This is a genomic window from Bdellovibrio svalbardensis, from assembly GCF_029531655.1.
Lineage (GTDB): Bacteria > Bdellovibrionota > Bdellovibrionia > Bdellovibrionales > Bdellovibrionaceae > Bdellovibrio > Bdellovibrio svalbardensis.
Genome location: NZ_JANRMI010000004.1, coordinates 142,169 through 155,312 on the forward strand (window position 1 = coordinate 142,169; position 13,144 = coordinate 155,312).

Sequence of the window (13,144 nt, forward strand, 5' to 3'; positions counted from 1 at the left end):
TGACTACGCTTTTCACCAATCGACGCCCAGGGTCGACCCCTGGAGCAACAATATGTTGCTCCTCAGAATCCAAAAAACTAGGAAATGGTTGGAAGGTTCTTTTTGATATAATCCAAAGCAAAGAACACCTTTTCTTGAATTTTCTTCGCTTCCTCAGACTTCAACTTCTTGGTCTTCTCGTCCATATAAAGGGCACGATTCATCTCTACCTGAAGTGTATGTTGATCACGTGAAGGATTGCCGTACTGCTCTGTGACGCGACCGCCAAAATACGGCCAATTGTAGCCCACTTTAAAACCCGCAGTCACATAAGCCGCGATCACCAGATCTTTAAATCTTGGATCACAACTCTTCCCCTTGCTGTCACTCACCACAATGTCAGCCCGCAATTCACCCGGATCGCGATGCTCACTTGTGCCAACTGACGGCATGCTGTGCGCATCGATATGGAAAGTTCTTTTATAGCCCTTATCATGTAACGACTGATAGAGGTTGCGTATCCCCGCATGAAACGGTTCATAGACCAACTGCACCAGCTCATTGTGGGCCTGCAAGCTCATTGGTTGAGGCATTAACTGATGCTTGTAGGTTGTAATCACCCAGTGAAATCCACGATTGTGCATTCCCGCCGGATTTGCACTCCCCTGCACCGATGATGCGTCCACATCTTCAGGAACGCGATTCATATCCGCGGCATAGCGATGCCATTCGGTTTTCATAAAGGGAATTTTAAGTCTTTGCAGAGTCGGTTCGTAGAGAAAATCAACATAGCGATCGACATCGCACATAAGAACTTCCTCAGGCAAAGCATTCAACCACGGAGTTTGTGGAGGAACTTTTTCTCCTGAATGAGGAATCGTAACTATGAGAGGTGCAGTTATTTCCATGTTGTGCCTTTCTACTGGCTTGACCCTGACAGACTAAATCGCGACAATTACTTTGAAAAGGGTAAATCTTATGACAACACCTCCCAAAGCAAAAATCTACACTCGAACTGGCGACAAAGGAACAACTCGTCTTGTGGACGGTTCCTGTGTTGAAAAATTCAATCCTCGCGTTGAAGCTTACGGCACCGTAGATGAATTAAACAGCTACTTGGGCGTGGTGCGCTCTTCCTTGTCAGATCAAAACCTTTTCAAATCCATGGACCTGGTTCTTGAAAAAATTCAAAACGAACTCTTCAATATCGGCAGTCTTCTTGCGACTGAAAAAGATGAAGTTTTCAAAATGCTTCCAGCTATCACCGAAGAGCAGATTCAATTTCTTGAACATCAAATTGACGAACTGACACAGGGTCTTCCGGAACTGCGCAATTTTATTCTGCCGGCCGGCCACCCCGTCGCTTCACATCTGCATGTGGCGCGCACCTGTTGCCGCCGCAGCGAACGTCGTTCTGCGGAAATTGCAGTCAAAGATGATCGCTATGCGTTGGCCCTGCAATATCTCAACCGTCTAAGTGATTATCTTTTTGTCGCCGCCCGTTGGACCAACCACGCCACTGGTATTGCTGACGTTCTTTGGAAGAAGACTTAATGAATCTTGAAGTTGCCAAACACGAAGATGCGGCCCTTTTAGCAGAATTTTACAAAAACTTCCCTGTGCGTGGTTTGGTTGAAATGAAAATCGACCGCGATGGTGATTTTTTTGCGCCCTACGATATTCAAGCGGAACAGCACATCACTTATCTTCTCAAAGAAGAGGATAAACTTGAGGGCATGGCCAGCTTTGTTGTGCGCGATGTTCTTCTGAACAACACCCCTCAGACCGTGGCTTTTGGTCGCGATCTGCGCATCACTTCAAATCGTCGCGCGGTACTAGGATGGACTCAGCACTTTCTGCCCGTGATGGAAGAGGTCTTTCAAACCTTCAACTGCAAACACTTGTTCTCCATCCTCAGCATGGGTGAAGTTCAGGCTTTGAATGCTTTTGTTCGTCCGCGCACGATGAAGCGTCCTTTGCCTCAGTATCATCTCTTCCGCCGCTTCAATATGGTTTCGGTTCATGGACGACTTCCCTGGGCCAGCAATCCTTTGCCAAAACTGAAAATTCGCCATGGCAACGCCCACAACGTGGATGCTTTGATCAATTATATTTGCCAGAAGTCCCGCGAAAAAGATCTTTCTACGGTTTGGGATAAGCAGAGCTTTTATGACAAACTGGAGCGCTGGAAGGGGCTAAAACTCGAGCACTTTCTAATCGCCTTTGATAAGGACGACAATATTGTTGGCTGCGTAGCACCTTGGTCTTCCGGCGGATTGCAAGATTTCATTCCGATGCAGTACTCTTTGAAAGCCCATAACTTTAGACAGTTTTTAAAGTTTGGAAAAATGCTGGGCTGGACAAGGACTTTAACTAAGCCCTATTCCCGTCTGAAAGTTGAAGCCAGTTTAAATTTCAAATATTTGAATTTTCTAAACGCGGAAAATGGCGATATTTTTGAAAGCTTATTGTGGAAAGCCTTTGATGACGCTCAGGAAAATGAATTCCTCGTCTACAATCAAATGCGCTCCGAATTCATCTACCGCCGGCCACGCACGTGGATTTCAGCCAAAATGCCTTTTGGTGTTTATCTTCTGCAACCACCGGACAGCGAGCCACCGGCTTTCTTACATCCCTCTAATGAAAGATCCATTGAGATTGAACCTTTCTTTGCGCTCTAAAGAAAGCTGCGTTTTTTGTAAGGGATAAATACAAATTCTTGCGCAATTGAAATTGGTCTAATCATTCAAAGTTGTTTAGTTTGCGCGTATGAAAAATACGATCATGCTTTTGATTTTTTTGGTAATGGGTTGCAGCTGCGCTCGCGTGGGCCGCGTGGGATTAACAATAGACGATACAAAAAACTCTTCAGGGGTCGTTTACGTCAGCGATTCAAGAAAAGAGATTGGAGAAATTGAGGACCCGCAAATCCTTACCAACGCCAAATCCAATGTCGCCCTGATCGATGTCAAATACATTCAGGAAGATGGCAATTCAGTCGTCTTTGCGGGAGACCCTCTAACCACTCAATTCAACCTGTGTGCCGATCAAAGATTCGCACAACAACAAAGCATTGCCAATTGCACGGGTGTCTTGATTTCCCCTCGGCATGTTTTGACGGCTGGCCATTGCCTCACCGAAGAAACTTGTGATCAGTATAAAATCGCCTTCGATTTCCGTCACGACACTCAACACTACTCACCCGAGGCAGAAGTTTACCGCATCCCACGCTCACAGCTTTATTCCTGCAAAAAAATAGTTGCGCACGACTCCCAAGCCAGTTGGGCAATGCCAGATTATACTATTGTCGAACTTGATCGCCCCGTCCCTGGACGAGAACCTGCAAAATTGGAAGCTGACTCTTTGAAAGAATCAGACCCCTTGTACACTTTAGGATACCCTTTGGGAGCGGCTTTAAAATATGCCCATGGCCGTGTTCGCAAAGATATGAATCCTCTGACTTACAAAGCCGCGATTGACACTTTCGCTGGGAATTCCGGTTCACCTGTTTACAACGAAAAAACCCATGCTTTAATTGGACTTCTTTCTGGAGGAGAAACCGATCTTAACTACAATCCTGAATATGGCTGCAACATGATCAATGTTTGCGATGCAAAAAAGTGCCTGGGCGAAAGAATTTTCAAAACTTCTTATATCGCAGATATCATCAAAAAATTTCAGTAGCTTTTATTAAAGCAAACGAAACTGTGTTACTTGCGGCGCCGGTGTCGCGTCGCGCCTCAAGACGGCACTTTCATTTCGGGAGATACATTCGAAAGGCAAGTCGCAGCAATCTTAGATCATGGGGCTTTCGTTGCTGATATATGTCTCGCGCACTTGCGGCCAGAACCAATCAAGTTGGGGGTCAGCGGCGATAACATCTTTGATAAGAACTTTCACATCAGAACGGGTTGCAATCTCTTTGCGCAACCACAATTCAACCTCATCGTAACCGGGGCCGATGATTGTGATTTCGATATGACTCATGAAATGAAGAAGATGCAGGTCTTTCGTTGCGACCTGTTTCCCGTCTACTTTGCTTCGGATAAAGCGCAGCACCTCGGACTTCAAGTCCGCAAATGACCGATGATTGATTCTTCTCAGAATCAAATCAGCACGATGGTCGTGATTGACCCATCGTTGATGTAAGCCTCTTTGCACGAGGTTGATCAGTAGTGTGCGTAAAACGCTTGGCACCTGACGAAATTCATCATCAGGTAGTGCCATTACCTGCATCAAATCTACGTAACGAGCCTGTTCCTGGCCGCGACGAAGAGAGGTAAGCACTTCAGGGATCCGCAATAATGATTCGCGAATACCTGATAGATCAATTCCTGCTCCATCCGTGAAGTAGAGAATTCTCATATTTTTATCATGACCTAAGTTTTTAAAATGTGTGCAGTTTTTTTCAATCTCAAGACCATGGTCTAGTATGTATTTTTTGGTGCAGCTCCCCCGCCTTTTTGATAGTATGTCCTGAGGCCCAAGGACTAGGTGCCGAACAAACATTAGGTAAAACAAAGGATTGTAATACCGTGAGTTCAAAGAACCCCAAGAATCAACGCCCACCGTTTGAAAAGTGGTACTCTTATTTGCTTTTTGCATTTGTGGGTTATTGTGTCGCCGACCTTGCTATTTTGGCATATCGCGATCGCATGCTTCCTCAGTCCGCACCACCCGCTCATCCCAAAGCTCCACCTCCAGATAACTATATTAGTAGTGGCGCCTACAACAGCATCACGACTCGTAACATTTTCGCTTCTAGCGGTGTTATTCCTGACGCTCTGGTTGATAAGTCAAAAGGCACAGAACAAAAAGAAAATGAACCTGTGCCTTCACAGTTGCCGCTCACTTTGATTGGCACTTTGGTGCATTCAAATCCTAACAAATCCATTGCTGCCATTGAAGTTCGTGGCAAAAACCAAGTGGTCTCTTACTCCCCTGGTAAAGACATTGAAGGCATGGCTTCCATCATGAAAGTGGAACGTCAGAAAGTTATTTTCCGCAACTTAAATTCAAATCGCCTTGAATATCTTGAAATGAAAAAAGAAGGCAATAAAGTCGCCTTCGGTGGCAGCCCTAAAGCCGGCGCCGCTGGCGGAAAAGAAGTTCAAAAAGTCGGCGACAACACCTTTGCCATCAAACGCGCGGATCTTTTGAAATACACGAACGATCTTTCCAGCATCTTGATGCAAGCCCGCGCGGTGCCAAATCGCGAACCAGGAACCGGAGCCATCAATGGCTTCCGTATTCTTGATATGCAACCAGGAAGTATTTACGAGCAATTGGGAATTCAGCGTATGGACGTCATCAAGTCTGTCGACGGCACCCCTGTCGACAGTCCTGCAAAAGCTATGGAGCTTTACAACACGTTGAAGAATTCCCCAAAAGTCAGCATTCAAGTCGAACGCAACGGCAAGAATGAAACAATGACTTATAACATTCAGTAGGCGCGCACGCGCGCAGTGCTGGAGCGACGGCAGTCGTGGAAGCTGGAGCAACTTCATGCTCCAAACGAAAAAAGAAACATCGGCAGATGTTTCAACATTTGATTTAGTACGTTTAACTCCTCAGGAGGAGAGAGAAAAATGAAAAAACCGGTCAGCATAGGAATTGCTTCATTGATGACGGCTCAATTAATGGGCCCGGTAGCGAACGCGCAGTTCGAGGACTTCCCTCCTCCACCACCGCCTCCTGATTTTGGGCAAAATGCACCCGCAGAAGCTGATTCATTCCCAGCGCCACCATCCGCTCCGGCTGGCATGGGTGCTGGTGGAACTCGTGGTGGCAGCGCCCATTCTACCAACAGCACGGCCGGTGTTTTGTCTAAAAAAGAAAAAGACAAATTTGCCAAAGCCGCCATTGAAGATATCACAACCGAGAACTTCCCAGAGACGATTGAATCTTTCGACTTCCCGAACGTAGAGATCACCGACGTGATCAAAGCGATCAGCGAATTGACTGGGAAAAACTTTATCATCGATCCGGGCGTACGCGGAAAGATCACAATCGTGGCTCCATCTAAGATTTCAGTGGCTGAAGCTTACAAAGCTTTCCTGTCAGCCCTTGCAATCAATGGTTTTACAGTTGTTCCTTCTGGCGCTTTCTTAAAAGTTAAATCTGCAAGAAACGCTCAACGTGACAATATCGACACTTTCTCTGGCGCTTATTATCCAAATAGCGATCAGATGATCACTCGTATCATTCACTTGAAGCATATCTCTGCAGCCCAGGTGAATCGTGATCTTCGCATCTTGCCTTCTAAAGACGGTGAGATGAATATCTACGAGCCGACAAACTCCATCATCATCTCAGACTACGGTTCTAATATTGACCGCGTGATGAAAATCATCAGCCAATTGGACGTTCCGGGCTTTGAAGAACAGCTGGAAGTAATTCCTATCAAATATGCGAAAGCAAAAGACTTGTCTGACCTCGTTGATAAGATCGTTAACAAAGGAAGCAAGACTCAAGGTGGCGCACCCGGCACTTTCACTGCAGGGGTTCCTCGCTTCAGTCGTTCCACAGGCGCCTCATCGCAACAAGGCGCGAGTTTCTTCATGGCGATCCCGGATGATAGAACCAACTCGATCATCGTGGTGGGTAACAAATCAGGCATCGTGCGCATCAAAAAGCTTATCGGTCAGCTTGATTTCAAAATCCGCGCAGAAGAATCTGGCGGCGTTTATGTTTATTACGTAAAAAACGGTGACGCAGAGAAAATTGCACAAACTCTTTCCGGCGTCACAAAAGAAGCTGCTCCAAAACCAATGACGGGAGGAAGTCTTCTCTCCCCTCTTGGCCCTTCTGGTGCCATGGAAGCCAAAGCTGAAATATTCGGTGGCGATGTGAAAATCACTGCTGACAAAACAACGAACAGCCTTGTGATCACAGCCAGTAAGCAAGACTACGAAGTTGTGTTGAATATTTTGAATAAAATCGATATTGCACGCGATCAAGTTTACGTTGAAGCGATCATCATGGAGATGAGTGCAAATGACGGTAACAGCTGGGGTATCGGTTACTACCAATACGGCAGCAACGGTTACGGTAAAGTGGGCTTTAACGGCGGTCTTGATTTGAACACTATGTTAAGCCCGACTGGCGGAACCGGTGCGATCATCGGTTTTGGCTCTGGAAAAACTGTTCAAGTAACAAATCCAGCAGACGGCAAGCAAATCTCGATCCCAAGCTTGATTGGCTTCATCAACTTCTTGAAGACAACCAAAAAAGCCAACATTCTATCGACTCCGCAAATCATGGCTCTTGATAACCAAGAAGCTGAGATCGAAGTCGGTGATAAAGTTGTAACGGGCTCTCAACAAAGCTCTACTGGTACCAGCGGCACGACAATCACGACGCCAACGTTTGACGATGCGACGATCAAGCTGAACATCAAACCGTTTATAAGCCCCGCTTCAAACTCGATCCGCATGGAAATCAAGCAACAGGTTTCTCAGCTTTCAACAGCTTCGACTCCGAAAGCTTTCCAGGATTCAACTCAACCGATTGCAAAACGTTCGATCAAAACCATGATCAACGTGAACAACGGTGATACGGCCATCCTGGGCGGATTGATCAAAGAAGATGATACAGAATCCATCATCAAAGTTCCTTTGTTGGGCGATATTCCAATCATCGGTTGGTTGTTCAAGTCTTCAACTCGCGTGAAGAATAAAACCAATATGATCGTGTTCCTGACACCAAAAATTGTGAGAAACAATGCAGATTCAAACTCAATCATCTCCAAAAAACTGGATGAACGTTTGGATTACATCAAGGCTGAGGGCGGTAAAGATCCATTTGGTCGTCAGTTGGATGAAATTACTCGTAAGGTACAAGGTAATGCAGCTCCGGTTGTAAAACCTGAAGTGGAAAAGGAATAATAAACGATGGCCTCCGTGGATGTTCTAACGATCCTAGCTAAAGCAACTTCACTGACTCAAGATCAAATCAAGTCAGTGCTTAACAACCCTTCGGTGGTGAGACCCGTCACCGTAGGCGAAGCTTTGAATGCGAAGGAATTTTCCACGGCGGATGAAGTGGTCGCTGATCTTTGCAAAGAATTGGGTTTGGAATTTATTAAAGACATTCCCGTTGCAGATATCTCCGTCGACTTGATCCGTGATGTCCCTATCAATTACGCCAAACAACATCAAGTTCTTCCCTACAAAGAAGATGCAGATACATTGACGGCGTTAATTAGCAACCCTGTGAACATGAAAGTCCTTGATGACTTGAAGGTTCTCTTTGGCAAAAGAGTTCGTCCGCTGGTGACAACTTCAAGCCGTATTCAAGACGCCATCAATAAAGTCTACGAAAAAAGCACGGCGAATCTTTCCGGCATGGATGAGATCGACGAGGAAGACTACGATCTGGATGACCCGATCGTCGACTTGCTGGACGCTGGCGAAGACGATGCACCGGTCATCAAACTTGTGAACAGCCTCCTCTTCCGCGCCGTCAAAGAAAAAGCTTCCGATATCCATATTGAACCTTATGAAAAAGATATGGTTGTACGCCTTCGCACCGACGGTGTTTTGAATGACGTTTACAAACCACCTAAGAAACTTCAAAACGCGATCACTTCGCGTATTAAAGTTATGGCCAATTTGAATATCGCTGAAAAACGTTTGCCTCAAGATGGCCGTATTCCTTTGAAAGTGGGCGGCAAAGATATCGATATCCGTCTTTCCACAGTCCCAACCGCGCATGGCGAACGCTTGGTTATGCGTATTCAAGATAGATCCACAGTTGTTCTTGAACTTGAACAACTGGGTTTCTCGAAAGAAAACCTGATTCGCCTTGATGACCTTCTTTCACGCAATGATGGTATCTTGCTGGTTACCGGCCCTACGGGATCTGGTAAATCGACGACCTTGTATGGAGCGTTGACGAAATTAAATAAGCCTGACGTGAACATCCTCACCGTGGAAGATCCGGTGGAGCAACGTATTCATGGTTTAGGACAAGTGCAGGTCAATTCCAAGATCGGCCTGACATTTGCCGCGGGATTAAGATCCTTCCTTCGTCAAGACCCTGACATTATCATGGTCGGTGAGATTCGTGACTTGGAAACAGCCGAACTTGCGATCCAAGCCTCTCTTACGGGTCACTTGGTTTTATCTACACTGCATACGAATGACTCTGCCGGTGCCTTCCCGCGTTTGATCGACTTTGGAGTTGAGCCCTTCTTGATTGCAACATCCGTCATGGGTGTCGTCGCGCAACGTCTGGTACGCGTTCTCTGCCCGCACTGCAAAGCTCCTCATGAACCCTCTGACTTTGAACTTTCTCTTTTGGGAATTTCTCGTGAGCAGGCGCAAGGACATCATATCTGCAAGGCCATGGGTTGTAGTCAATGTGGACAGAAAGGCTACTCAGGTCGTACGACGATCAGTGAGCTTTTGGTTGTCACCGACGATATCCGCTCTTTGATTATGCAAAGACAGGATGGTAACTCGATTAAGAAAGTTTCCGTCGCCAATGGCATGAAAACTTTCCGCGATCACGGCATAGCAAAAGTTCTTGCCGGCATCACGACGATCGAACAATTAACTACGAATACGCAATTGGATATTTAGTTGGGTTGGCCTCCCCTCCGGCTCGCACCGGAGCAGAGCAACTCAGCAAGCTAGGAAGATTAAGAAATGCCGATTTTTGAGTATAAAGGTTTAACCCGAGACGGAAGAAACACCAAAGGCACCATCGACGCTGAAAATCAGCGCGCGGCCCGTGCCAAGCTCAAAAAAGACAATATCTTTGTCGTCGATATCAAAGACAAAAAGAAACTGGATCCAAAAAAGAAGCAAGGCCCTCGCTCTACGAAAAAAGTTGGCGTTAAAGACCTGGCTTTGATGACTCGTCAGCTTGCCACATTGATTAAGGCCAATATCCCCTTGGTAGACGCCCTGCTGGCCGTTTCCGAACAGGTGGAAAACCCCACTTTGGCTGAAGCTGTTGCTGACTGTAAGAACATGGTCAACGAAGGTTCGCCTTTCTTTAAAGCCTTACAAAAGTATCCGAATATTTTCACCAACATCTATATCTCCATGGTGGAAGCCGGTGAAATGTCAGGAAGCTTGGACACTCTTTTGTTGCGTCTTGCGGAATTCCTTGAAGCCCAGGCCGAACTTCGCGCTAAAGTTTCCAGCGCCATGACCTATCCTGTGATCATGTTGGTGGTGACCGGCGGTCTTCTCTCATTCTTATTCATTTTCTTGATTCCAAAGATGGTCACGGTCTTCGAATCAGCCCCTCAGCTGGTTTTACCTTGGTACACTGTGGGTTTGATCGCCATGAGTCAGTTCATGGTCAACTATTGGTATATCATTTTCGGCAGCCTCTTCTTGGCCATTGTGCTATTTAGAAACTGGAAGAGCACCCCTGCTGGAAAAGATCAATGGGATGCGATCTCATTAAGACTTCCTTTGATGGGACCGACTGTGCGCATGGTCGCGGTGTCTCGCTTTACCAGAACTTTGGGAACTTTGCTCAGCGGGGGCGTTCCCATGCTTACCGCTTTGGATATCGTTCGAAACGTCGTCGACAACCACGTTCTAGCAGTCGCCATCGACGAAGCCCGCAGCAATATCTCCGAAGGGGAAACAATCTCTGGACCTTTGAAAAAATCAGGCCAATTCCCACCGATCGTGATCCACATGGTCAACATCGGTGAAAAAACCGGCGACCTCGAAAACATGTTGATGCAAGTTTCCGACGCCTACGACTTCCAGGTAAAAAATAAACTCGAAGCCCTCACCAGCTTGATGGGACCCGTCGTCATCGTCATCATGGGCTTCGCCATCGCCGCCATCGTATTCGCGGTCATGATCCCAATGTTCGAAATGACCAACCTCGCCGGCTAAAAAAATTAAAAAAGGTTTTCTATTCCCCACAATTCCGACAAATTGTGGGTTTTCCTTTTATGGATCTAACGTAAATTTTTTCTAAAACAACGCCGGCGCCGGTGTTGCATTGCTTCTTCCGTTGAAAAAACCACTTCAAAGACATCTCTTATCAGCCAATAAAAACTTAAACCAATACTTCAGCTCCAACAAAACCAACTCATTCAGAGGTCACTTGATTGAAGCTCAATCTGTCAATCAACTTAAAGTAACTTCCAAGATAATTCACTAAGTATCCATAACTACTAATTTGAAGGCGCATCATTAAATTCGAATTACACAATTGTGAACATTCAAAGGGTCCTCAAAAAATTTTATCTCAATAAAAAACACCACCAACTCTAATAACGCAGTAGCGACACCAAAAGTAAGTCCGTACCTTTTCTCAAAAACACACCATCAATCCACATAACGCAATAGCGACACCAAAAGTAAGGCCATACCTTTTCCCAAATCATCGAAGCCGAGATTTTGAAGTTTCACTTAGCCAGTGCCTGACCGAAGAGAGGCCTTCGCCGGCGCCGGATGCGCGAACCGGGCAAAGCCCGGCGGCGACGAGGCAGGATGCCGTGCCGAACGAAGCGTCAGGCACTGGCTAAGTGAAACTTCAAAATCCCTCGCACCAAGAATTATTATGTGACAAAGGTCCGGCAAGAACAAAGCCAACGATGCTAACCGACTTTACCTGACATAAGAGGAGTGCTATTCTCCAAGTCTGTTAACAAGGAGAATTTAATGTCACCCATCAGCAACCGAAAAGGTATGACCTTGATCGAGATCATGATCGTACTAGCAATCATCGGTGGTATCGCAGCCCTTTTGTTGCCTCGTCTTACAGGTCAACTTGATAAAGCGAAACAAAAAGAAGCCCGCATTCAAATGTCACAAATCGTGAATGCTCTTTCCATGTACTACACAGATTGCGGAAAAAATCCTGCAGCCCTTGAGAACCTTGTGACTCAAGATGCAAATTGCAGCAACTGGGGACCGGAAGCTTATTTGAAGAAATCACCAAAAGATCCTTGGGGTCATGACTTCGTTTATGAACTCAACGGCAACGAGTACAACCTTAAATGCTTGGGTAAAGACGGCAAAGAAGGTGGCTCTGGTTACGATTCAGATATCACCCTAGAAGATATCCAGTAATATATGAATCGCAGGGGCTTCACCCTTATAGAAGTGATGATTGTTTTGGCTCTGGTCGGAGCCCTCATCGCTTATGGAGCCCCGCGAATGTTCAAGAAACAGAACAATATCAAATCCGTCGCTCGCCATTTCTTGGTTCTGAGCCGCGAGATCCGCAACAAAGCCCGCCTTTCAAACTCCACTTATCGTTTGGTTATTCAGATGGAAACCAACGACGAAAAGTATTGGGTTGAGAAAGCCAATGGCCCTACTCCGATTGACATCGAAGCTGCTGAAAAAGAGCGCGAAGAAGGCAAAAATGGCGACAAAAAAGAGGACGCTCCTCCGCCACTTTTCCAGATCGACAAGTCCCTATCAAAAAAGCCTCAATCCCTGCCAGACGGACTTCGCTTTGCACAGGTAGAAACTGTGAATACGAAATCACCTCTCAGCTCTGGAACCGCTTATATTCACTTCTTTCCTGAAGGATTCGTGGAGGCCGCGGCCATCCAGATCACTGATGGAAATAAATTAACTTGGACTCTTGTTTTTAATCCTTTAACGGGTCAAGCTGATATCATAGAAAAAGCTCAGTCGTTAAAGGACATTCAACGGTGATTCGCTCACGCAAAGGTTTTACACTTATTGAGACCGTGATAGCCATGGTCATACTTTCCTCAGGAATTATTTTGCTTACAAGCTCCTGGGGTGGAAGCTTCATGCGTGTGAAAAAGACCCAGCTATCCACTGAGGTCACGGCCCTGCTGGAAAGAAAAATGGCCGAAGTTGAAATGGAATACACGGGCAAGCCTTTGGACTCCATTCCAGAAGAAAAAGAAGACGACTTCGGGTCGGACTACCCTCAATACTCCTGGAAAATGGAATCAAAAGAGTTCGAAGTCCCCGACATCTCTGCCACTCTTACCGCAACCGACAAGGGTAATGGCGTCGATGAATTGCAATTAACAATGATGAAAACTTTAACTCAGCATCTTTCAAAAACCATCAAAGAGGTTAAAGTTTCTATCATTTATAAAGGCGGCAAAAAGCCTTTGCAGTTTTCTGCCACTCAATATTTTGTCGACTACGACAAAGAAATCTCAATGCCTTCCGGCCCTGGCGCAGGAGGTTGA

The 13,144-nt window shown here is 46.1% G+C and carries 12 protein-coding genes; 10 read left to right on the plus strand and 2 right to left on the minus strand.

Annotated features, from left to right (window positions below; all coding sequences use genetic code 11):
• Nucleotides 1–77 precede the first annotated feature (77 nt).
• The gene (locus NWE73_RS13695; RefSeq protein ID WP_277578904.1) at nucleotides 78–887 is read right to left on the minus strand and encodes an N-formylglutamate amidohydrolase; all 810 of its coding nucleotides are present in this window, start codon (nucleotides 885–887) and stop codon (nucleotides 78–80) included.
• Nucleotides 888–957: 70 nt separating this feature from the next.
• Between NWE73_RS13695 and NWE73_RS13700 the strand changes: the two genes are divergently transcribed.
• The 3 genes from NWE73_RS13700 to NWE73_RS13710 all read left to right on the plus strand — a co-directional run bounded on the left by NWE73_RS13700 (nucleotide 958) and on the right by NWE73_RS13710 (nucleotide 3,663).
• Nucleotides 958–1,533 (plus strand): cob(I)yrinic acid a,c-diamide adenosyltransferase, encoded by a 576-nt coding sequence (locus NWE73_RS13700; RefSeq protein WP_277578905.1) that lies wholly within the window; start codon nucleotides 958–960, stop codon nucleotides 1,531–1,533.
• Nucleotides 1,533–2,660 (plus strand): hypothetical protein, encoded by a 1,128-nt coding sequence (locus NWE73_RS13705; RefSeq protein ID WP_277578906.1) that lies wholly within the window; start codon nucleotides 1,533–1,535, stop codon nucleotides 2,658–2,660. Before NWE73_RS13700 ends, NWE73_RS13705 begins: the two co-directional genes overlap by 1 nt.
• 88 nt (nucleotides 2,661–2,748) lie before the next feature.
• Nucleotides 2,749–3,663 (plus strand): trypsin-like serine peptidase, encoded by a 915-nt coding sequence (locus NWE73_RS13710; RefSeq protein ID WP_277578907.1) that lies wholly within the window; start codon nucleotides 2,749–2,751, stop codon nucleotides 3,661–3,663.
• 111 nt (nucleotides 3,664–3,774) lie between these two features.
• Here the strand turns inward: NWE73_RS13710 and NWE73_RS13715 are convergent, their stop codons facing one another.
• On the minus strand, nucleotides 3,775–4,344 hold the full coding sequence (locus NWE73_RS13715) for a hypothetical protein (protein ID WP_277578908.1): 570 nt from the start codon (nucleotides 4,342–4,344) through the stop codon (nucleotides 3,775–3,777).
• Nucleotides 4,345–4,514: 170 nt separating this feature from the next.
• On the opposite strand from NWE73_RS13715, the gene gspC reads away from it, so the two are divergent.
• From gspC to NWE73_RS13750, 7 genes are all read left to right on the plus strand, one after another.
• Nucleotides 4,515–5,429: a type II secretion system protein GspC gene (gene gspC / locus NWE73_RS13720; RefSeq protein WP_277578909.1), complete on the plus strand. Its 915-nt coding sequence runs from the start codon at nucleotides 4,515–4,517 to the stop codon at nucleotides 5,427–5,429.
• Nucleotides 5,430–5,567: 138 nt separating this feature from the next.
• Entirely contained in the window at nucleotides 5,568–7,865 is a 2,298-nt protein-coding gene (gspD, locus tag NWE73_RS13725) for a type II secretion system secretin GspD (protein ID WP_277578910.1), read from the plus strand.
• Nucleotides 7,866–7,871: 6 nt separating this feature from the next.
• On the plus strand, nucleotides 7,872–9,563 hold the full coding sequence (gene gspE / locus NWE73_RS13730; RefSeq protein ID WP_277578911.1) for a type II secretion system ATPase GspE: 1,692 nt from the start codon (nucleotides 7,872–7,874) through the stop codon (nucleotides 9,561–9,563).
• A 66-nt stretch (nucleotides 9,564–9,629) separates the two neighbouring features.
• Nucleotides 9,630–10,847, plus strand: coding sequence for a type II secretion system inner membrane protein GspF (gspF, locus tag NWE73_RS13735; RefSeq protein WP_277578912.1), 1,218 nt, complete (start codon nucleotides 9,630–9,632; stop codon nucleotides 10,845–10,847).
• Between the two features lie 774 nt (nucleotides 10,848–11,621).
• Nucleotides 11,622–12,032 (plus strand): type II secretion system major pseudopilin GspG, encoded by a 411-nt coding sequence (gene gspG / locus NWE73_RS13740; RefSeq protein WP_277578913.1) that lies wholly within the window; start codon nucleotides 11,622–11,624, stop codon nucleotides 12,030–12,032.
• Nucleotides 12,033–12,035: 3 nt separating this feature from the next.
• The gene (locus tag NWE73_RS13745) at nucleotides 12,036–12,629 is read left to right on the plus strand and encodes a pilus assembly FimT family protein (RefSeq protein WP_277578914.1); all 594 of its coding nucleotides are present in this window, start codon (nucleotides 12,036–12,038) and stop codon (nucleotides 12,627–12,629) included.
• Nucleotides 12,626–13,144 (plus strand): type II secretion system protein, encoded by a 519-nt coding sequence (locus NWE73_RS13750; RefSeq protein WP_277578915.1) that lies wholly within the window; start codon nucleotides 12,626–12,628, stop codon nucleotides 13,142–13,144. Before NWE73_RS13745 ends, NWE73_RS13750 begins: the two co-directional genes overlap by 4 nt.

Bases quoted from the DNA above. Each gene is read 5' to 3' on its own strand.
- NWE73_RS13695 (WP_277578904.1), bottom strand. From the start codon at position 887: ATGGAAATAACTGCACCTCTCATAGTTACGATTCCTCATTCAGGAGAA.
- NWE73_RS13700 (WP_277578905.1), top strand. From the start codon at position 958: ATGACAACACCTCCCAAAGCAAAAATCTACACTCGAACTGGCGACAAA.
- NWE73_RS13705 (WP_277578906.1), top strand. From the start codon at position 1,533: ATGAATCTTGAAGTTGCCAAACACGAAGATGCGGCCCTTTTAGCAGAA.
- NWE73_RS13710 (WP_277578907.1), top strand. From the start codon at position 2,749: ATGAAAAATACGATCATGCTTTTGATTTTTTTGGTAATGGGTTGCAGC.
- NWE73_RS13715 (WP_277578908.1), bottom strand. From the start codon at position 4,344: ATGAGAATTCTCTACTTCACGGATGGAGCAGGAATTGATCTATCAGGT.
- gspD (WP_277578910.1), top strand. From the start codon at position 5,568: ATGAAAAAACCGGTCAGCATAGGAATTGCTTCATTGATGACGGCTCAA.
- gspE (WP_277578911.1), top strand. From the start codon at position 7,872: ATGGCCTCCGTGGATGTTCTAACGATCCTAGCTAAAGCAACTTCACTG.
- gspF (WP_277578912.1), top strand. From the start codon at position 9,630: ATGCCGATTTTTGAGTATAAAGGTTTAACCCGAGACGGAAGAAACACC.
- gspG (WP_277578913.1), top strand. From the start codon at position 11,622: ATGTCACCCATCAGCAACCGAAAAGGTATGACCTTGATCGAGATCATG.
- NWE73_RS13745 (WP_277578914.1), top strand. From the start codon at position 12,036: ATGAATCGCAGGGGCTTCACCCTTATAGAAGTGATGATTGTTTTGGCT.